This is a genomic window from Microbulbifer regidiadema (SeqCode) (assembly GCF_052466995.1).
Window position 1 is genome coordinate 836,605 of sequence record NZ_CP174297.1, and the last position, 18,625, is coordinate 855,229.

16 protein-coding genes are annotated in these 18,625 nt (G+C 48.9%); 11 read left to right on the forward strand and 5 right to left on the reverse strand.

Features of this window, described 5'->3' with window-relative positions; genetic code table 11:
* Positions 1-30 precede the first annotated feature (30 nt).
* Both ACJJIK_RS03525 and ACJJIK_RS03530 read left to right on the forward strand, forming a co-directional pair.
* Positions 31-798 carry a S1/P1 nuclease gene (locus ACJJIK_RS03525; protein ID WP_444944219.1) on the forward strand — a complete coding sequence of 256 codons (768 nt, stop codon included), beginning with the start codon at positions 31-33 and terminating at the stop codon, positions 796-798.
* 525 nt (positions 799-1,323) lie between these two features.
* On the forward strand, positions 1,324-2,034 hold the full coding sequence (locus tag ACJJIK_RS03530; protein ID WP_444944220.1) for a hypothetical protein: 711 nt from the start codon (positions 1,324-1,326) through the stop codon (positions 2,032-2,034).
* Between the two features lie 95 nt (positions 2,035-2,129).
* Here the strand turns inward: ACJJIK_RS03530 and ACJJIK_RS03535 are convergent, their stop codons facing one another.
* Positions 2,130-3,038, reverse strand: coding sequence for an aldo/keto reductase (locus ACJJIK_RS03535; protein ID WP_444944221.1), 909 nt, complete (start codon positions 3,036-3,038; stop codon positions 2,130-2,132).
* 498 nt (positions 3,039-3,536) lie between these two features.
* Between ACJJIK_RS03535 and ACJJIK_RS03540 the strand changes: the two genes are divergently transcribed.
* The 6 genes from ACJJIK_RS03540 (at position 3,537) to ACJJIK_RS03565 (ending at position 8,972) form a co-directional block, all read left to right on the forward strand.
* On the forward strand, positions 3,537-3,923 hold the full coding sequence (locus ACJJIK_RS03540) for a c-type cytochrome (protein ID WP_444931138.1): 387 nt from the start codon (positions 3,537-3,539) through the stop codon (positions 3,921-3,923).
* Between the two features lie 5 nt (positions 3,924-3,928).
* A complete protein-coding gene (locus tag ACJJIK_RS03545; protein WP_444944222.1) occupies positions 3,929-5,323 on the forward strand; it encodes a D-arabinono-1,4-lactone oxidase in 1,395 nt (464 codons plus the stop codon).
* 46 nt (positions 5,324-5,369) lie between these two features.
* Entirely contained in the window at positions 5,370-6,659 is a 1,290-nt protein-coding gene (locus ACJJIK_RS03550; RefSeq protein WP_444944223.1) for a DSD1 family PLP-dependent enzyme, read from the forward strand.
* A gap of 87 nt (positions 6,660-6,746) precedes the next feature.
* Positions 6,747-7,172: a hypothetical protein gene (locus tag ACJJIK_RS03555; RefSeq protein WP_444944224.1), complete on the forward strand. Its 426-nt coding sequence runs from the start codon at positions 6,747-6,749 to the stop codon at positions 7,170-7,172.
* Positions 7,173-7,591: 419 nt separating this feature from the next.
* Positions 7,592-8,152 carry a DUF2726 domain-containing protein gene (locus tag ACJJIK_RS03560; RefSeq protein ID WP_444944225.1) on the forward strand — a complete coding sequence of 187 codons (561 nt, stop codon included), beginning with the start codon at positions 7,592-7,594 and terminating at the stop codon, positions 8,150-8,152.
* Positions 8,145-8,972 carry a DUF4437 domain-containing protein gene (locus ACJJIK_RS03565; RefSeq protein ID WP_444931133.1) on the forward strand — a complete coding sequence of 276 codons (828 nt, stop codon included), beginning with the start codon at positions 8,145-8,147 and terminating at the stop codon, positions 8,970-8,972. The genes ACJJIK_RS03560 and ACJJIK_RS03565 overlap by 8 nt, the downstream gene beginning before the upstream one ends.
* Positions 8,973-9,506: 534 nt before the next feature.
* Here the strand turns inward: ACJJIK_RS03565 and ACJJIK_RS03570 are convergent.
* Positions 9,507-10,277, reverse strand: a complete 771-nt coding sequence (locus ACJJIK_RS03570; protein WP_444944226.1) for a hypothetical protein — start codon at positions 10,275-10,277, stop codon at positions 9,507-9,509.
* 388 nt (positions 10,278-10,665) lie between these two features.
* Between ACJJIK_RS03570 and ACJJIK_RS03575 the strand changes: the two genes are divergently transcribed.
* On the forward strand, positions 10,666-11,511 hold the full coding sequence (locus ACJJIK_RS03575) for a hypothetical protein (protein WP_444931131.1): 846 nt from the start codon (positions 10,666-10,668) through the stop codon (positions 11,509-11,511).
* 158 nt (positions 11,512-11,669) lie between these two features.
* On the opposite strand, the gene ACJJIK_RS03580 is transcribed toward ACJJIK_RS03575, so the two are convergent.
* Positions 11,670-12,311 (reverse strand): hypothetical protein, encoded by a 642-nt coding sequence (locus ACJJIK_RS03580; RefSeq protein WP_444931130.1) that lies wholly within the window; start codon positions 12,309-12,311, stop codon positions 11,670-11,672.
* A gap of 291 nt (positions 12,312-12,602) precedes the next feature.
* On the reverse strand, positions 12,603-14,492 hold the full coding sequence (locus ACJJIK_RS03585; protein WP_444944227.1) for a potassium transporter Kup: 1,890 nt from the start codon (positions 14,490-14,492) through the stop codon (positions 12,603-12,605).
* Between the two features lie 311 nt (positions 14,493-14,803).
* On the opposite strand from ACJJIK_RS03585, the gene ACJJIK_RS03590 reads away from it, so the two are divergent.
* A complete protein-coding gene (locus ACJJIK_RS03590) occupies positions 14,804-16,444 on the forward strand; it encodes an acetolactate synthase large subunit (RefSeq protein ID WP_444931128.1) in 1,641 nt (546 codons plus the stop codon).
* Positions 16,445-16,507: 63 nt separating this feature from the next.
* On the opposite strand, the gene ACJJIK_RS03595 is transcribed toward ACJJIK_RS03590, so the two are convergent.
* Complete coding sequence (locus tag ACJJIK_RS03595) at positions 16,508-16,759, reverse strand: hypothetical protein (protein WP_444931127.1); 252 nt, start codon at positions 16,757-16,759, stop codon at positions 16,508-16,510.
* A gap of 158 nt (positions 16,760-16,917) precedes the next feature.
* Here ACJJIK_RS03595 and norR point away from each other — a divergent pair, with 158 nt between their 5' ends.
* A complete protein-coding gene (norR, locus tag ACJJIK_RS03600) occupies positions 16,918-18,513 on the forward strand; it encodes a nitric oxide reductase transcriptional regulator NorR (protein ID WP_444944228.1) in 1,596 nt (531 codons plus the stop codon).
* The last annotated feature ends 112 nt before the right edge of the window (positions 18,514-18,625 follow it).

Sequence of the window (18,625 nt, forward strand, 5' to 3'; positions counted from 1 at the left end):
ATAGCCGTTGCACTATTAGGATTCACAGCTATGGCACAAGCGCACGCTTGGGGTGACGATGGCCACCGGGTAGTGGGGGAGATTGCCTGGCATTATCTGAGCCCTGAAGCGGCGGACGAAATTGAGCTGTTACTCGAAGAGGCTGGCGAGCGGCATCTCGCGGAATCTACAACTTGGGCTGATCGGATAAGAGCAGATGAAACTTATAGTTGGGCGGCACCGTTACACTATATAAATCTATCCCGCGATTGGCGCACCTATATTGAACCCCGGGATTGTCCAGAGGCCGGGTGTATATTAAAGGCGATTCAAACTTATCGGGAAGTATTGGCGGATCGCACTCGTAGTAAAATGGAGCGTGCAGAAGCACTGATGTTTATTGCCCACTTTGTTGGTGATCTTCACCAGCCGCTACATACTGGACTTTTTTCGGATAGGGGTGGCAACGATGTACAGGTGCAGTTTTATGGGGTTGAAACGAACCTGCACGCACTTTGGGATATTCATCTGGTCTCCCGGCTGGTTTTAGATTGGCAAGACTATGCCCGGAAACAAGCTGAAAAAATCAGCGTGGCTGAAAGGCAGCTCTGGCAATCCACATCGGCTGTAGTTTGGGCTCAGGAATCTCATAAGCTGGCTCACACTCTGGCTTACACCACAGAAACCCAATTGGGGGAAGAATATTTTCTGCGCTGCCAGGAATCGGTTGAAATGCGTTTGCGGCAGGGTGGGGTTCGCTTGGCTGCCGTATTGAATCGCGCTCTGGCGAGTCCAGCGATTGATATCGCAAACAAGTAACTTTTGGGGGCTTTGTTAGGCAATATTCTTGCTGTGGTGAGCTTTATAAATGAGTAGCTCCAGGCACAGCTCCTATTTTTATATCTTTACTGTGATTGCCAGTAACTTGGTTGTGGTCTGCCTAATTGTCTTGAATGGTGGCTATCTTAAGCTTTTTAGGAAAAAAACCGGTAAAATTTGCAATTATTGTCTTTTTAGGGGTGGCCTTAGCCCGGAGGCCATGGCTGTTATTAACAGCTGAATAACTCTCGCTAGATTGATGTGAACCTCTGCGTTACTCGTCAGTACTTCTTTGGGGCTTTTGCCTAAGCCTATTCGACTTAAGTCGCCTTTCTCGTTGACACGATAGTTTCAATTTGATATCAAATATTTTCGAGTTGTACAGAGAGTCTACCCATTTATCCCTGAGCCTGTGAAAAAAATAATGATGCAGGGGCTGAGGCGAATTGGGGAGGTTCTTAAATTGTCAAAAATAAACATAAACACTGACGTAGTTTACTCGTAGTTGTTATAGAGGATGTGGCGATGAGCGGAAAAGGTTTTAACCCCAGGGCGTGCCAGGGGCACTTTGCGGGCATTTGTTTTGTATCCAGTTTGCGATCCTATGGTTCATTTTTTTCCCGGTTTTACTCGCAGTGGCAGAGTAACGGTGGCGTGGAGAGCTCAATGGGCAGAACCTGGAATGGGCACACTGCACTAATGGCCGGCAAGAATGGTGTTGTCGATACCATCGTCGGCTGGGACCCCAATAGTTCCTGGGATGCGTTTAAAGGTTCCGCCTTTGGGCGCCACTATCAAATGGCACCTATCACTGGCTGCTGGCGTGATGATACAGGAATGAATGCCGATCCTACTACGCAATATTATGGCCTACAAATCGATCAGGCTGAATACACCCGTTTCAGAAGGTTCCTGCGCGAAGAGCTTCGCGGGACCCAGGGTTTCGGTAGTCATCTCGCTAATAGCGGAGTCTCTTTTCGCTATGCATTTGCCCCTGGAAAGTGGATGGCGAGCGAAAGTTCTCTGGAAGGTAAGGCCAAAGGTGGAGACTTAAAGATTATATCGAATTGTGCCGATGCTGCATTTCATGTATTTGCGAGTTTCCTCTATGAATGGGATCAGAAAAATTTGGTCACTGAAATGGCATCCTTTATCAATGCGGGGGATGAAAAAAATAGAAATCTGTCCCAGGGGCGTTTGATGCGTTGGTTGAGCCAAATGGAACAGCAGAATTAGGGACTGATTCAATAGGTGAGCGGTGCGGGGTTTGATGGTATTACGCCAGCTGAAACCCCGCTACAAACAGCTGCGCTGATAGGGTTCAGCTGAGCCTATGGCACCTCACGGCCTCTAGAGGCCGTCCAAATTTTATACCACTGTTCGTTGTTCAAATTAAACTTCAGGCTTTCAATGGCCGATTCAATCCGTTTAATATTTCCCGAGCCCACAATTGCCAGTGGCTTGGAGGGAAAACGCCTTACCCATGCATAGATAACTTGATCAATACTGTTTGCGCCAATTTCCTCTTTGACCATTTCCAAAGTAGTGCGCAGGCGCAGGATTTGAGCGTCTGAACCACTGAAAATTTTTCCGCCAGCCAAGCAAGACCAAGCCATAGGGCGGATTCTATATTGTTGCAATTGGTCCAGGGTCCCGTCTTCGGCCACATTAAAATTTATAGGATTGATTTCTACCTGATTTGTCACCAGTGAGGAGCTTAAGCGGGATTGTAGAAGTTCAAATTGCCGGGGAGTAAAATTGGAGACGCCAAGGTGTTTTACCTTGCCGGCTTTTTGTAGTTCTAGGAATACACTGGCGACTTCATCCGCATCCATTAAGGCATCAGGCCGGTGGAGAAGCAAGACCTCTATATGCTCAATACCCAGACGGGCTAGAGAGTTATCGACAGAATGCCGAATATGCTGCGCACTGGAATCATAGTGCTTGACGCTTCTGTTTGGATACTTTTCAGAAAGTAATTTGATATTGCATTTGGTGACAACTTCAATGCGGTTGCGGATAGATTTATCCAGCTTTAATGCCTCACCGAACAGCTGTTCGCAGCTGTAGTCGCCGTAGATATCCGCATGATCAACAGTGCTAATCCCCCTTTCTAAATGTTGTTTTAGCAGTGTCAGGCGCTGCTGAGGGGTTAAATCCCACTCGCTCACACGCCAATAGCCTTGAATTAACTCTGACAACTCCGGCCCACCGGGGGATACTAATACTCTCTCAACCATTAACGACCTACCTGATCGAAAAGTGCTAGGGTATGCCTGTTCTTATTGATTCTCAATGTTTAAAGCCCGCTGTAGGGTAAATTGTTTTCAGGTGTCAGCGATTGTCTTTATTTGGCGGCTCCCTGGCAGGGATATAGCCCTGATTCTTTTAATATATTTTAAAGTTTTTAGCGAAAGCACGTGGCGTTTTATAGCTTGGGTTGCAGCTTGCAAGGTGTAACCGGTTTACATTAAAGCTGAAAAAGCCAAACCCGTTTTTATATCGACTCTATTCCCGCTGAAGTAAAGGCTGGTGGTTGCAGCGGGAAATTGTTGGGCTGCCGCTGTGGAAATGGTACGCAAATAAATTGCGCTAAAAATTTTATTCAGGCAAAACAGTTCCGATAGTTGTTTTAGAGGCCAGCATGATTAACAATAGTGCCAGCGATATGTACACAAGCTGAATATTGGCAAAAGCCAAAAAGATATAAACAACAATAATGTAGTAGGTGTACGCATATGGAACTGCTTGCCTTGCGCCGGAGCATTAAGCTCTTGTCTCTGTTTTTGGTATTAAATGTCATTCAAGGGTGCTCCGAGTCTCCGCAGGAGATGGAAAAGAAGCGGGCACTGTTGATCGAAAGGGCGCTTACCCTATCACCCGCTGACCCGGAAATCGCTGAAATATATACTCGCAGTTGCCGCAGTTGCCACAGTACTGGTGCCACCACCGCGCCTCTCACCGGGGATTTGGCCAGTTGGAAACCCCGTATGAATAAGGGGGTGGAGGTGCTGGTGGAGAATGCGATCAATGGTTTCCAGGGAATGCCGCCCCTGGGCCTTTGCTTTGAATGCTCTCCCGAGCAGTTCGAGCAGTTAATCGTCTTTATGGCTACTGCGGAGTAGGGGCTATGGGATGCAATCGCCGCCAGTTTATTAATGCCATCGCAGCAGGCTCCGCATCGCTGGCCGCTGCGCCTATCTCATCAGTGGCCCGCACGTTGTTGCAGACGGCAGCACCGCCAGCCAAGAAGAAGGGGCTGCGCTGGCGCAATTGGTCTGGTTCGCAGGAGTGCTCACCTGACCACCGTTTGGCCCCCAAGGATATTCCCGCCTTGCAGGCGGCGATTGCAGAAGCGCAAGGCTCTGTCAGAGCCGTAGGTGCAGGCCATTCCTTTACCGCGCTGGTCCCCACTGATGACACGATAATCTCTCTGGGACGTATTGCCGGCGTCGCCGACTACGATACCGATAAGGTACAGGCAACAATCTACGCCGGCACCCGGGTCGCAGATATCGGCCAGCCGCTTGAGGATATCGGCCAGGCGCTGATAAACCAACCGGATATCGATGAGCAGACTTTAGGTGGCTGTCTGGCAACCGCGACCCACGGTACGGGTGCCGGATTGGGGTGTATGTCCAGCTATGCAACGGGCATGGAGTTGGTGACCGCAAGTGGCGATACACTCTGGTGTGATAGTGAGCAAAACCCTGAAGTGTTTGCCGCAGCGCAGGTATCCCTTGGCAGTCTGGGACTGGTGACTAAAGTGCGCATGCAGAATCAGCCCAGCTATCGCCTGCGCCGTGAGTCCTGGGTGGCGCCTCTCGAAGAGGTACTGGATCAGGCGCCGGCCCTGGCAGAGGCCAACCGCAATTTTGAGTTCTACTACATTCCATTTTCCGGGATGTGCATGGCGGATTCCCACCAGCCAACCACTGAGGCAATCTTCTCTACAGCGCGGGAAGATACCAATGAAGCGGTGATGACCCTGAAATCTGTGCGGGATTGGCTGGGCTGGTCGCCAAAGCTCCGCCAATTTGCCCTGCAAAGCGCGATGGAAGATATCGAGCGGGAAGTCGTGGTTGAATCTTCCTGGCGGAACTACGCCAGTGAGCGAAATGTGCGCTTCAATGAAATGGAATACCACTTGCCCCGTGAGGCCGGCTTAAAAGCTTTTGCGGAAATACGCCGCACGATAGAGGACAATAATCTGGATGTGTTCTTCCCCATCGAAGTGCGCTTCGTCAAGGGGGACAATATCTGGCTGAGCCCTTTCTTCCAGCAGGACTCAGTATCCATCGCTATACACCGCTACTTTGAAGAAGACCACCAGCCGCTGTTTCAGGCCATTGAACCCATTATGAGAAAGCATGGTGGTCGCCCGCATTGGGGTAAATTAAACAGGCTGCAAGGGCAAGACTTTGCTGAACTATACCCACAATGGCAGGAGTTCCTGGCTGTTCGCCGGGAGTTGGACCCCAATGGGAAGTTTTTAAACCCCTATCTAAAAACGCTTTTTACTTGAGCAGGTTGGTATTGCTCCACGGTGGACCCTCAGAGAGGAAGGCACAATGGATATCAAGCGCCGCAAGTTAATACTGGGCGGGCTAGCGCTGGGAGCAGTGGCCGGTGTCACTGCACTGCGTCCCAAAGCGCAGGGGCAGGGCGGGCACAGTGATTACTTTGCCAGTGTTGCAAAAGCCCTGGATAGTGCTGGCTTTTCCGGTCCGACCCTAGTCATCGACCGGGAAAATCTGCAAAAAAACGCCGATATCTTAACTGGCCATCTCAGCGGCCACTACGACTACCGGGTAGTGGCTAAATCATTGCCCTCACTCAATTTACTGGACGTTATATCTAAGCGTACAAACACTAACCGCATCATGGTGTTCCAGTTACCATTTCTCCAGCAACTGGTCAATTCTTATCCCGCTAGCGATATTTTACTGGGCAAACCCCTGCCTATTGCTGCGGCTAAAGCTTTCTATGCCGCTCCACGGATGGGGCACTTCGACCCCTCGCAGCAGTTGCAGTGGTTGGTCGACAGCCCCCGCCGCCTCACCCAATATGCCAGCTTGGCGCAGTCTCTGACACAAACTCTGCGTATCAATATTGAGATAGATGTGGGCCTGCACCGGGGTGGGGTTGCGAATGCGGAAGACCTTGCGGCAATACTCAATCTTATCCAGCGGCAGCCCCAGCTAGAGTTTGCCGGCTTTATGGGCTACGACGCCCACGCCGCAAAGATGCCGGGTATTCTCGGCGGACCTGAAAAGGCGATCACCCGGGGGCTGGATATTTATCGGAGCAGGGTGGAACAAGCCAAAGCTCAGTTGGGAGAGGCATACCCTAAAGTCGTGACGATGAACGCAGCGGGAAGTCCTACCTACCAGCTGTATAAGCCCCACGCTGGGAGTGCACCCTGTAGTGAAATTGCAGCGGGCTCCTGCCTGGTTAAGCCAGCAGGCTTTGATATCCCCACCTTATCCGATCATAGACCAGCTGCCTACATCGCGAGCCCGGTACTGAAGAAGCTATCGCAAACACAGATACCGGGCATCGAAGGGCTCACCGCTCCCTTTAGTTGGTTAAACCCAAATCGTGAACAAAGCTTCTTTATCTCCGGTGGTTACTGGAAAGCGGAACCTGAATCACCAGCGGGACTGTCGATTAACCCCATTTATGGCCGCTCCAGCAACCAGGAAATGCTGAACGGCTCCAGCAAGGTGACTTTGAATGAAGATGACTGGGTCTTCCTCAGGCCCACACAGAGCGAGTCGGTGTTCCTGCAATTTGGTGATATCGCTGTTTATAGCAAGGGGGAGATTGTGGACCTATGGCCGGTATTGGCTAACACGTGATAACTCGGTGCCCTGGGGCAGTTGCAGCATCGACTAAATAATATGTCAGCCTTTGTGGCCGGCGAATAATAACGCTAGGAGATATCGATGATTTTTGAAATAGTTTTGGTGTTAAACACAATTTGGTTTCTGATGGGGTTTAATGTCTTCTCTTTGCGAAATCATATTTTTGCTAAATTGCTGGTGCCGAGAGAGCAGAGAGATACCCCGGTGTTTGCGATTTTGGCAGAATCGGGAAAATTTCTGGGCGGTTTTAATCTCTCACTGGCCTTCCTTAATGTTTTAATACTGATCAGTCCCTCGGTTTTTGCTACAAATTTACAGCGAGCTACACTGCTATTAGCTTTTGCCGTTACTCACGGAACACAGTTTATCTATAATCTCCCTGTGGCCTTGAAGAATCGCAGTGGTGAAGGGCCGTGGCGGGTGAAGGGCGTAATGCGTTTTATCTTTGTTACTGACTTTATCATGATGCTACTAAACTTAATGGCTGCGCTTTGGTTCTATCAATAGCTAGGGAGCCTCTGAATAACTCCGTAATGCCTCTATGGGTTTTGAAGGCTGTAGAGTTAGGTGCAGCTCGCCGTGAATGGCCATAGCTTTTGCAAGAACTGCAACACAGCAGCTGTGACCTCAAGGCCCGCCCTTCGGGGCTTGCAGAGCGAATTACATTCCGTGTTGCGACTTCTTGAAAGGTCTAGACGTTCCTGTGAAGTCGCGCCTTGATTGTGAACTGCTCTGCATGCCAGAGGTTCCCTAGGGTAAGAGTAGCGGCTGAGCGCCTGATTGTAATCGGGCATTATAGATAGTGGCTTTTGAGTGGTATAATTTGTATGTTTTATGTGTTTTATCGGCCTCACTTTTAGTGGTGTGGCTTGAATAAACTTAAAGATTGAGTGTAAAAACAGCAAAACTACTCGGTAATATAAAAGATGGATATTCTGATAACTGCGATAATTGCTTTTATAGCGGGTATTGTTGTAGCGGGTGCAAAGAAACCGAAAAAACCTGTACCGAAAAAACCAGTGCAGCAACCTCAGCCGGCACAAACATATGAAAAGCCTAAACCGAAGCCACTGGATGATCAATTCTTAGAGGCATCACAAAGATGTCTGTATAGCAAGCAAAACCTGTTGAATAACTCAGAAAAAAATATTTACTGGGTTTTAGTTAAGTTTTTGAGTAAGAATTACTGTATAAACCCACAAGCATCACTAGGCGAAATACTTACTTGTGAGAATAAATTTGGTTATAGGGCGATCAATAGCAAGCGCAGTGATTTTGTTATAACGAATAAACAATTCCAACCGTTAGCGGTAATTGAATATCAGGGTGCCGGGCACTTTCAGGGAAATTATCAGAAAAGGGACTTGACTAAGCGCAATGCCTTAAAGAGGGCAAGAGTGGCTTTTGTTCAGATTTCAGAGACTTCTGAAGAGCATATAAAGCAAACACTTGAGGAGTGTGGATTTACAATGAATTATCATGCCTAGTAAAACGGTCAGATATATTTCGATCACTAAGTTGGTGGCGTTTGCTTTGGTGGTTGGTATTTTGCCACTGCCATTGCTGGCGGTGGAGCACTCAGTGATAAGTACGGATAAAATTCAGTGGGGGTTGCTTAACCCTCTCAGAGGAGATGCCAGTCCTAGAGCGGCAGATCTATGGGGCGATCGCACAAAAGATATGGCTGCTGGCATGTTGGTGAAATTTCATAAAGGATTCTCTTCACCACCACATATTCACAATATTGCTTACCGGGGTGTAGTGATCAAAGGGTTAATACATAATGATGATCCTACAGCGAAAAATATGTGGTTGCCAGTCGGCTCGTTTTGGACTCAACCAGCCGGTGAGATTCATATCACCGCAGCAAAAGGCAAGGAAAGTCTCATTTACTTGGAGATTGATAGTGGTCCCTACCTTGTTCTTCCCGCCAAAAAGTCTTTCGATAGTGGAGAGCGTCCAATCAACGTGGATGAGAGCAATCTGGTTTGGCTCGATGCCAAAGATGCGAGTTGGTTAGGCCACAGCAAAGCACAAATAGCGTACCTATGGGGCAATCCAAGTCTTGCTCATGGTAGTTTTGTTAAGTTGTTGCCCGGTTTTAAGGGGGCGATTGAAAGTGGCAATGAATTGAAGGCTGTGGTGGTTAAGGGTAAAGCAACTTATCAGTGGGAGGATGATAAAGCTAAAACTGTATTGTCTCCGGGTAGCTTTTTTAGTTCTGAAGTAAAGGGTGAGCATAATCTTGCGGTTGATACGGAGATGATTCTCTATATCAATTCAAATGGCAGGTACAAGGTTGAGTGATTGACTTTGCCATAATAAGCTCGGCGATTTTCTGTTTTCTGTTTTCTGTTTTCTGTTTTCTGTATCGTTGAGGTGGATGTTTGTCGATGTTTAGGGGGTTTGGATAGAAGGTATTGATGGCTGTAAGATGATAAAAAGGGTCACTTTTACTGTTGTTTTATTTGTTCTGGTTTCGTGCAGTATGGCGAGAAGTGATTATGTGAGAATAACTGAGATGAGTGGTACTGCAAGTGGGGGCGAAGCGATACAATTCTGTTCCGATTTCAAGCTTACCAAGAGTCAGGCGCAGCAGTATTTTTCTCGGGCACAAATTGTATCTGTAAGAGAAATTCATGATGAATACGATGTGCTTCCCTGCTATGTATACGGTAGCGGCGAGTGGATGGGGGCGGTGTGTGAATGGGGGATAAGGGCCGGCGGTACCGGTTATGTGAGCTGTGAGGGCCAAACGCTCTTAATGGGGTGTAAGAACTGCTTGCCTAATTAGCTTATGTAAGTTTTTCTTTGTATTAGACAGCAGCCCCGGCTATTACGTTAAGATTGTTCTTGATGGCGCTCTTGGTATTTCTGGAACCAGGAATCTGCGGCATCCCTCCCAAGAAGCATAGAGGCAATTTCATATAGTCCATATACATCAGTTCCAATAGGCTGCTTTAGGGCGAGTGAAAGAAGAGATGAAATCTCTACCTCTTTGCGAAGCCATATCCCTATAGTTTCAAAACCATTGGGCCAGAATGCGAGTGACGATCCCCCTTGTGTTAGCTCATATGAATAGCTTGCTAGGAAGTCTACGATGCATCGTCGAGAGAGCGGGGTATCATCATTCCACCATTCGTCAAGATACCTGGAGACATCGAGCTCGGCACAAAAAAGAGAGGAAAGGCAGCTCATAGCACTATGAGCATCTTTCCGACGCTCGGATTGCCACCACTGGTTCAAGAATAAATTGACAGCATTGCGTTCAGGTTCTGGCCATAACTGCCAATCGGCATAAACAAGCTTGCCCGCGATAGTTTCACAATCCATAGCTTTAGCATTGGTGGCAATTAGTTCAAGCATTCTGGGGAGAAAGTGCTTGAAGTCTTCGACTCCTCCCCAGGTGGTCATCGCTTTTCTGGAATACTTTTCTAGTTTTTCACTGGAAATCTCATGTAGAGGCACGCTAGTAAGAATTTTATTGTCTGCCTCTGAGACGCAACAGGGGCATCCCTCAATATGTGCCAACTGAGAATATCGCGCAAAAGTGTCGTATGCATTCTCGATTGCAGTTTGTAGTGCTAGAGGAAGCTTGCGATTTAAGCTCATAAGTTTTTCCGCTAGAAATCGTTATTTGATCACAGTGTAACGTAAAGTAGAAACAGAAACATACGTATAAGCCTGCGCTTGCATCTAGGGCTGCAATACAGCAATTGTGGCCTTCAGGGTCCGCTCTAGGGGTAAGGTAGAGGAAATGGGGATGACACAAATGATAATCAGGGTGAAAGTGATCAGGGTGATCGTGGTCAGAATAATTGATGTATAAGGGTTGTGAATAAGTTGTGCAAATGGAGGAGGGGGTTCATCAGATAGGGTTTGGAAAAGTCGGCTGGGTAGAGCTTCTTATTTTTAAGAGGTGTGTTACAGGCTAAGCGTTATAGCTGCCCTTGCTGGTAGTTGCCAATATGTTTTTATCATAACGCTGGAGGAATTGAGTATGCCTATTCTTAGTGATGATGTTCTCCTGACATTAGCGGGATATACCCCTACACGCGATGGGTATGATATAGCTGCGACAAATACAGGAACAATTTACGAATATGCCTGCTGGAATTGGACCTTGAGTGGAGGAGTGCTGGCGGTCAATGACCCGAAGAGTGCTCCATCTATCGTTGATGATTTGATTGTCTTTGATTGGCAGAATAATCAGGGCATTTATGCTCGTGGTGTTAATGGTGCACCTGCCGGTAATTATCCGGGCTCTGATCCTGATTTAACCATTATGAGGGATGGACTTGGGGCTGCACAAACTGTACGCGGCGGGCCCAATGTGCCATTCACTCCCGCTCAGAGTACGTTCGCCAGTGCTTTGGTCCGAGTAATGCTGCGTACTAACGGTATCACCCCGTCGGCAGTGGACGATGGACCTTATATCGTGGTCATGAAAAGTTCAGATTGGTGGAACACGGATCACTGGGCTATTGGTGTTAATGTACCGCCGAATAATCGCCGCATATATATTCAGACTGTTCCCAATGTGCCAGTGGCCCATAACTGTAATGTAGTGTGGGATGAAGACTTGCCAGATGTTACTGTCGGGGTTACCGGGCTTCTACAGGCGCATGTTGATGTTCTGAATCAAGTGCCTAAAGCGCCTTGCCGTACTTGTGGAGATATCCACGGGTGGACACCAAGTGTCATCAATAAGTGGCATCAGTGTACTCGATGCGGAGCTATCTATTGCCCTCAGCATGGAGCCGCTCTTGCAGGTAAAACGAGTACGTTAGATGAAACTCGCTCCTGTGGAGTGGAGGGGTGCGGGGGGCGTACTCGTCTTTGGTAAAAGGTAATTTAAGGCACTCAGTGTGTCGGGGTAAATTGACAAAAGGTAGGAGATGAAGCTCCTTTTATGCCGCCCTTATAAAGAGGGATGCTTTCAGCTGGAAGGGCAGGGAATTATATCGTTGGATAGGTCGCGATTACGGCGACCTATCCGTTTTTTTATTCTTCTATATGTATAGGATCTACACCCTTGTTCGCCAAAAGAGTCTGTAGGCGAGCATCCGGGAACTTCTCAGTTGGGGCATTCTCTGTGAAGTGTCCGGCTCCCCATAGCATCAAGCGGCCTGTCTCAACGTTGGTGCCAACTTTCAAGTAATTGGATATGGTGTCAGATGCAAATTCATCTCTTATTTCTATAGCGGTAGGTGAGGCAAGGGATAAGGCGCCACAATTCTTTTTGTTTAACTCCTCCTGAGTGTCCTGGTAGTCTTTGTCGCAGGCCAAGACTTGTACCCCCATTCCTATTGCTCTAGCGGTCAATTCCTTTAGGGAAGGTTCTGAATCTGTCGAGTTTAATAGTCTAAAGTAGCCACCTGTGTTTAAAATCTCTAATGCTTTTTCATAGGAAACTTTAAGGTCGAGCATTTCAGAGATTGCTGCATTTAGCTTTGCTCCGTACTCATTGGCAATGGCTCCATTATTTGAGTCGGCGCTGAACTGGTATTCAATAAAGAATATTTTCACTAGCCCACTATTAATGAGTTCCCGGGCATCTTCGCGAGCATTAGCTTGAGTATGGGTGTCTGCCAGTGCCACCAAGCAATTGGTTTGCAGCTTTTCTTTTAAGTCTGCTATTGACATTTTCTACCGGTTCTCCGTTGATATATGCAAAGTTATTAGACTACCTGAGGTTTATAAAACTCGTGAAATCAATATGATTTTGAGCGGATCGTGAAAGTAAAAACAGCCTTCCCTTCAGTGATCGCAGGCAATGAAAGCAAAAACTCCTGAGTATAATCATCATGAAAAATCTCCCCCGGTTTAGCGAGGGTGTAGCTTATAGGGCGCGCAGGGGTGAAAGTGGTGGAGATGTAAAGGGATGGGGTGCAAATTTTTTCAGAGGATTTTCAAAAACCAAGGTGGCGCGTGGCGTTAAATTTCTATGTTCTCCTGCACCTCGACCGTCCGATGAGCTGGGATGCGATAATAATTAATTGTACTGCTTGCATTTCGCACCATAGCGGCAAAAATGCGCTCTCGCCAATTTGCCATCTCACTATAGCCACGTTTAACGGGGAATATATTGTAGCGGCAAGTGAAAAAGGAGGCTTTATTGGGGTCTATATCTAACAAGTGCATCTTTTTAAGTTTGTTTAGCGTTTTTTCAATATTTGGGTTTTCCATATAGCCATATCGCAATATCAACCTGAGGCACCCGCCTCCCAGGTCACTAATAATCACACGATTTTTTAGCATGACTTTTGGTGTGTTGGCTGCTGTAACGGTAAGAAAAAGGTTGTTTTCATGTAGAACACTGTTGTGCCTTAAGTTATAAATCAAGGCGTGGGGAACATATAGCTGATTGGAACTGACAAAAATCGCTGTTCCCGGTACTCGCAGGGGAGGGTTTTCAAGTAGTGAGTGTAGGTAGGGTTCTAATTTGTAGTTTTTGCTTTCCATATAGCGGCCAATGGCTTTTTTGCCGTCGCGCCAGGTTACGATCAGCAAGGTAATAAACCCGGCAAGGCTAATAGAAAACCAACCGCCATGGCCTATCTTGGCCAAATTAGAGAGTACAAAAGCAAAGTCAATAAGGGCGAAGCAAGATCCCGCGACAAGGCAAATGGCCAGGTTGTATTTGAGGTGATGGCGATACACAACCGCTGCCATGCAGGAGGTGATGAGCATGGTACCACTGACTGAGACGCCATAGGCACCGGCCAAGTGTGTGGAGCTGCCGAAGAGAACCGCTACGAGAATGACCGCTGACATTAACAGGTAGTTGACGCCAGGCATATAAACTTGCCCCGCTAGCGATGATGAGGTGTGGCGAACTGCGAAGCGGGGCATCATGCCAAGCTGAGTGCCCTGTTTTACCAGAGAGAAAGTCCCCGAGATGCACGCCTGGGAGGCGATGCAGGTGGCTGCGGTTGCGAGAACAATCATCGGGTAGAGGGCCCACTCTGGGTACATCCGATAGAAGGGGTTATCTACCGCTGAAGTATCGCTTATCAGCAGTGCGCCCTGTCCCATGTAGTTCAGTACCAGGGCGGGGAATACTAGCCCTATCCAGACTATGCGTATAGGTGTGCGGCCGAAGTGGCCCATGTCGGTATACAGGGCCTCGCCCCCGGTAAATACGAGCAATACGGCACCCAGAATCCAGAATGAGGCCATGCCGTGGTCACTGAGGAACCTCACGGCATGTAGGGGATTGATCGAGAGGAGGATAATGGGATTCTGTATCACCCAAAAAAGCCCTGTGATCAGTAAAATTAAAAACCAAATGGCGGTGATGGGGCCAAATAGTTTTCCCACGGTTTCGGTGCCAAAGTGCTGTACAAAAAACAATCCAAAGAGTACGCCGATAGAGATAGGAAGGATGAACGGTTTAAGTGTCCCGTTGACGATTTCCAGGCCTTCAATTGCGGAGAGAACGGAGATGGCCGGGGTAATAACCGCATCGCCAAAAAAAAGTGCGGCACCACAGATTCCGCTACCGATAATGAGCTTTCTCAGTGATTTCCGCCCCTCTGTTGCTTCGAGGGCTAGCGTCATCAGCGCCATGATTCCGCCTTCCCCCCGGTTGTCCAGTCGCATTACCAATATCACGTACTTAATAGTGACGATAAGGGTAAGTGCCCAGAACACCGCAGATACTCCACCGATAATGGTCTCGCTGTTATGGGGGATTCCATATCTGGGGTGGAAGATCAGCTTGAAGGCATAGAGTGGACTGGTGCCGATATCACCAAAAACAACTCCGAGAGCCGCAAGTGAAAGAACCCAGTGTTTTTCAGCGCCTTCTGAGCGAGATTTCATTTGCAACTCTTATCATCCGGTGTCATACAACAGAGGCAGTGATTCACGGCTTATAAGGGCGCTCGCTGTCACGAAGTGAATAGGGGGTAGCGGTGCGCAAGCGATTGAATTTCCCTGAGGCTGATCTTAGCAATCCATAGCCAAGCCACCCTGTGAGCGGCGCTCCAGGGTGCAAACTGGCAGGCCTATAAGCTGGGTTGTGCGATAGAGGTGTCCGGGTAATTGAGCTTATAGCGCAAAGTCGTTACTAGAGCTGCGCTTTTAGCGCTAATCTGCACGCCAGAGGCGCGGAACTACAGGAGCCTTTCCCCATGAAAGCATCAGACCTTTTTATTCGCGCCCTTGAGAGAGAGGGAGTGGAGTATATCTTCGCAATTCCGGGGGAGGAAAACCTGGATCTGTTGGAGTCTTTACGTGGTTCAAAAATTCAGTTGATAGTCACGCGCCATGAACAGGGTGCAGGCTTTATGGCTGCAACCTATGGCCGTCTTACCGGCAAGCCGGGTGTATGTATGTCGACACTGGGTCCCGGTGCCACGAACCTGGTGACCGCTGCGGCCTATGCCCAGCTCGGCGGCATGCCGATGGTGATGATTACCGGTCAAAAACCGATTAAGAGTTCCAAGCAGGGGCAGTTTCAGATTATTGATATCGTCGATATGATGCGACCGCTGACCAAATTTACCAAGACGATCGTGGGCGGTGATTATGTGCCAGCTCAGGTTCGCGAGGCCTTCCGACAATCGGAAGAGGAGCGGCCGGGAGCTACCCACTTGGAGTTCCCCGAGGATATTGCCCGCGAACAATCCAGTATGCCGGTATTGGAGCCCAGCTATATACGCCGACCGGTCGCAGAGGAAAAGGCGGTGCGCAAAGCCGCAGGGGCCATCGCCGCTGCGCGCAAGCCGCTGCTGTTGGTGGGAGCCGGTGCAAATCGTAAACTGACCGCTACGATGTTGCGCAAGTTTGTCGATAAGCTCGCTATTCCAGTAGTGACAACTCAGATGGGGAAGGGGGTGATTGATGAATCAGGCTCGCACTTTATCGGCAATACCGCACTTTCCGATGGGGACTTTGTACATCGGGCGATTGAACAGGCCGATCTGATTATTAATGTGGGCCACGATGTTGTTGAAAAGCCCCCTTTCTTTATGCGCCCTGGTGGTCCGGAGGTTGTACATATCAACTTTAATTCCGCGCAGGTAGACCCGGTCTATTTTCCACAGATTGAGGTCGTGGGGGATATCGCCAACAGCTTATGGCAGCTCGACCAGCATCTGGAGCCCCAGGAACATTGGAGCTTTACCGACGCACGTCGCATCCGCACGGCACTTCAAAACCATATCCAGGAGAGTTCAAAGGACGCCACTTTCCCGATTTGCCCGCAGCGACTGGTGAAGGACTTGCGCGAGGTAATGCCGGAGAAGGGGATTATTGCCTTGGATAATGGCATGTTCAAAATATGGTTTGCCCGCAATTATCCCGCGTTGGCACCGAATACCGTACTGCTCGACAATGCTCTGGCAACTATGGGGGCGGGTTTGCCCTCGGCGATGGCCGCTAAGCTGGTGTATCCAGATCGGCGCGTTGTCGCTATTTGCGGGGATGGGGGCTTTATGATGAATTCCCAGGAGATTGAGACGGCGGTTCGTCTACAGCTCGATCTTATCGTACTTATTTTGCGCGATGATGCCTATGGAATGATCAAATGGAAGCAGGCGATGATGGAGTTTAATGATTTTGGCCTGGATTTTGGTAATCCCGATTTTGTCGATTATGCAAAATCCTATGGTGCCCATGGCCATAGGATCGCGGCCACCGACGAATTAAAACCGGTGATTGAAATGTGTTGCCGGACGGGGGGTGTCCACCTGGTCGATATCCCTATGGATTACAGTCAAAACGACCGTATTCTGAATCATGAAATCCGCGAGTTGTCGAGCAAGCTTTAAAGGTGTGAATTGAGACTGCAAGGCCCACAATTCACACGGTTAGCCAGAAGGAGAGGCGGTTGGTCAGCGAACCTCTAAATTGAGATTGTATTGCGCGACCACACGGCCTATATAGCCCAGCTTTAAAAATGTCGCACTAATTACCATAAAGATATGACCTGCGACCTGTATGGGAATGGAAAACAGATGTGATAGTGGGTAGCAAATTACGATCGTTAGAATCAACAGCGGGACTGACAGCAGCAGGGTAAAGTTTCCGGCTTTTAGCAATAATTTGAAGCGCTTATGCAGGAGGGGATTTTCTGTATTCAGCATATCGGTCTCTAGTAGCAAACGGCGTCAAACTAACTAGAGCAACTGTTATGCCAACCATAAAAAGTCAATAAAAACAAAGAGTTATAAGCTGTTTGTAAGACTTGTGTGTCAAATTGACCTATTTTTTATTCGTGTCATAATGACACGTAAAGGTCCTTTTGACTTACATAGCTATGGTCGATACTAACGCAACTCTTTTACTTGAAGTGGCCCTGGATTTGGCCAACAGCCTTAACAACAGCGATCGCTTTGAGCGTTTGCTATCTACTATCCGCAAGGCGATCAAATGTGATGCGGTTGCCCTGCTCGGCCTCAACGGCGATACACTTAGCCCCCTTGCGGTACAGGGGCTTGCCCGGCGAACACTGGGGCGGCGGTTTGTGATTGAGGAGCACCCGCGACTTGCGCAGATTTGTGCCTCGGAACACCCGGTACGCTTCCCTTCAGACTGCCAGCTGCCAGACCCCTTTGACGGCCTGCTTTTAGATCGGGAGGGCGATCTTCCTGTGCACTCCTGCATGGGGCTGCCGCTCTATTCGGACAATCACCTGATTGGACTGGTAACAGTGGACAGTATGTCAGCAGATGCCTATGCCCGAATCAGTGATCGAACCCTGGAGTTAATAGCTGCATTGTCTGCGGCCACTTTGCGTACTGCCCTCGAACTCAAAGCGCTGTCGCACTCCGCTGAGCATGCTGAACAATTGGTGAGAGACCTAACCCAGCAGGCGCTGGAGCGCGATGGGGGTGAGTTGATTGGGGAGAGCACGGAAATGCAGGCGCTGCGCAGTGAAATAGAACTGGTCGCGGGGTCGGATTATAACGTGCTGATTCTCGGCGAGACGGGGGTGGGAAAGGAGTTGGTGGCCCGCACGGTTCACCGTTTATCGGCTCGTAAGGAGAAGCCGTTAGTCTATTTAAATTGCGCCTCCCTCACTGAAACCCTGGCGGAGGCGGAGCTCTTTGGCCATTCAAAAGGCGCCTTCACCGGTGCCGATCGCGAAAGGCCCGGTAAATTTTTACTGGCGAATGGGGGCACTATTTTCCTGGATGAGGTTGGTGAGCTGCCGCTTGTCGTACAGAGTAAATTGTTGCGGGTATTGCAAAGTGGTGAAATTCAGCCGGTGGGTAAGGATACGGTGCAACATGTGGATGTACGTATTGTAGCAGCGACCAATCGGGACCTGCGCAAGGGGATTGAAGGGGGGACTTTCCGCGCTGATCTTTACCACCGGCTCTCCGTATATCCTTTAGAGGTTCCGCCCCTGTGTCGCAGGGACAATGATGTTCTGCTGCTGGCCGATTACTTTTTGGAGCGCTCGCGCAGAAAACTGGGCTTTCGCCAGTTGCGCCTCAGTACAGAGGCCACCAACAAGCTAAAGCGGTACGCTTGGCCGGGTAATGTTCGCGAGCTGGAGCATATTATCAGCCGCGCAGCTCTTCGGGCCCGAAAAGGGAGTTCCCCAGAAGCTATCGTTGCAATTACCGCAACGCAAATTGAAATTCCGGATGATCAAGTTGTTCAAGTGGCGGCGAAAAAACCGGTAGCACTGCTGTCTGAGGCTATTGATCTCAGGGCGGAAACTGACAACTATCAGCGTGAGCTTATTGGGCAAGCCCTGGCTGAGACCGATGGCAACTGGAGTAGAGCGGCAAAATTATTGTCAGCGGACCGGGGGAACCTGGTGCGTCTCGCCAAAAGGTTGGGAATTTACATTAAGAAAGAAGTTGTTCGGGATAAGCGGTCTATTTGAAGCAAGGAATGCAGTTTACATTCTAATTAGAGGGTTGTGCCCCTGGGCCACATCCATTTTATAACCCAAATGTTCTTATCGAGCTAAACGGGCAAGGTGGGCAGGTAAGAAC

What these genes read in the sequence shown, in the direction of transcription:
- ACJJIK_RS03525 (WP_444944219.1), top strand. Translation starts at nt 31, where the DNA reads ATGGCACAAGCGCACGCTTGGGGTGACGATGGCCACCGGGTAGTGGGG.
- ACJJIK_RS03530 (WP_444944220.1), top strand. Translation starts at nt 1,324, where the DNA reads ATGAGCGGAAAAGGTTTTAACCCCAGGGCGTGCCAGGGGCACTTTGCG.
- ACJJIK_RS03535 (WP_444944221.1), bottom strand. Translation starts at nt 3,038, where the DNA reads ATGGTTGAGAGAGTATTAGTATCCCCCGGTGGGCCGGAGTTGTCAGAG.
- ACJJIK_RS03540 (WP_444931138.1), top strand. Translation starts at nt 3,537, where the DNA reads ATGGAACTGCTTGCCTTGCGCCGGAGCATTAAGCTCTTGTCTCTGTTT.
- ACJJIK_RS03545 (WP_444944222.1), top strand. Translation starts at nt 3,929, where the DNA reads ATGGGATGCAATCGCCGCCAGTTTATTAATGCCATCGCAGCAGGCTCC.
- ACJJIK_RS03550 (WP_444944223.1), top strand. Translation starts at nt 5,370, where the DNA reads ATGGATATCAAGCGCCGCAAGTTAATACTGGGCGGGCTAGCGCTGGGA.
- ACJJIK_RS03555 (WP_444944224.1), top strand. Translation starts at nt 6,747, where the DNA reads ATGATTTTTGAAATAGTTTTGGTGTTAAACACAATTTGGTTTCTGATG.
- ACJJIK_RS03560 (WP_444944225.1), top strand. Translation starts at nt 7,592, where the DNA reads ATGGATATTCTGATAACTGCGATAATTGCTTTTATAGCGGGTATTGTT.
- ACJJIK_RS03565 (WP_444931133.1), top strand. Translation starts at nt 8,145, where the DNA reads ATGCCTAGTAAAACGGTCAGATATATTTCGATCACTAAGTTGGTGGCG.
- ACJJIK_RS03570 (WP_444944226.1), bottom strand. Translation starts at nt 10,277, where the DNA reads ATGAGCTTAAATCGCAAGCTTCCTCTAGCACTACAAACTGCAATCGAG.
- ACJJIK_RS03575 (WP_444931131.1), top strand. Translation starts at nt 10,666, where the DNA reads ATGCCTATTCTTAGTGATGATGTTCTCCTGACATTAGCGGGATATACC.
- ACJJIK_RS03580 (WP_444931130.1), bottom strand. Translation starts at nt 12,311, where the DNA reads ATGTCAATAGCAGACTTAAAAGAAAAGCTGCAAACCAATTGCTTGGTG.
- ACJJIK_RS03585 (WP_444944227.1), bottom strand. Translation starts at nt 14,492, where the DNA reads ATGAAATCTCGCTCAGAAGGCGCTGAAAAACACTGGGTTCTTTCACTT.
- ACJJIK_RS03590 (WP_444931128.1), top strand. Translation starts at nt 14,804, where the DNA reads ATGAAAGCATCAGACCTTTTTATTCGCGCCCTTGAGAGAGAGGGAGTG.
- ACJJIK_RS03595 (WP_444931127.1), bottom strand. Translation starts at nt 16,759, where the DNA reads ATGCTGAATACAGAAAATCCCCTCCTGCATAAGCGCTTCAAATTATTG.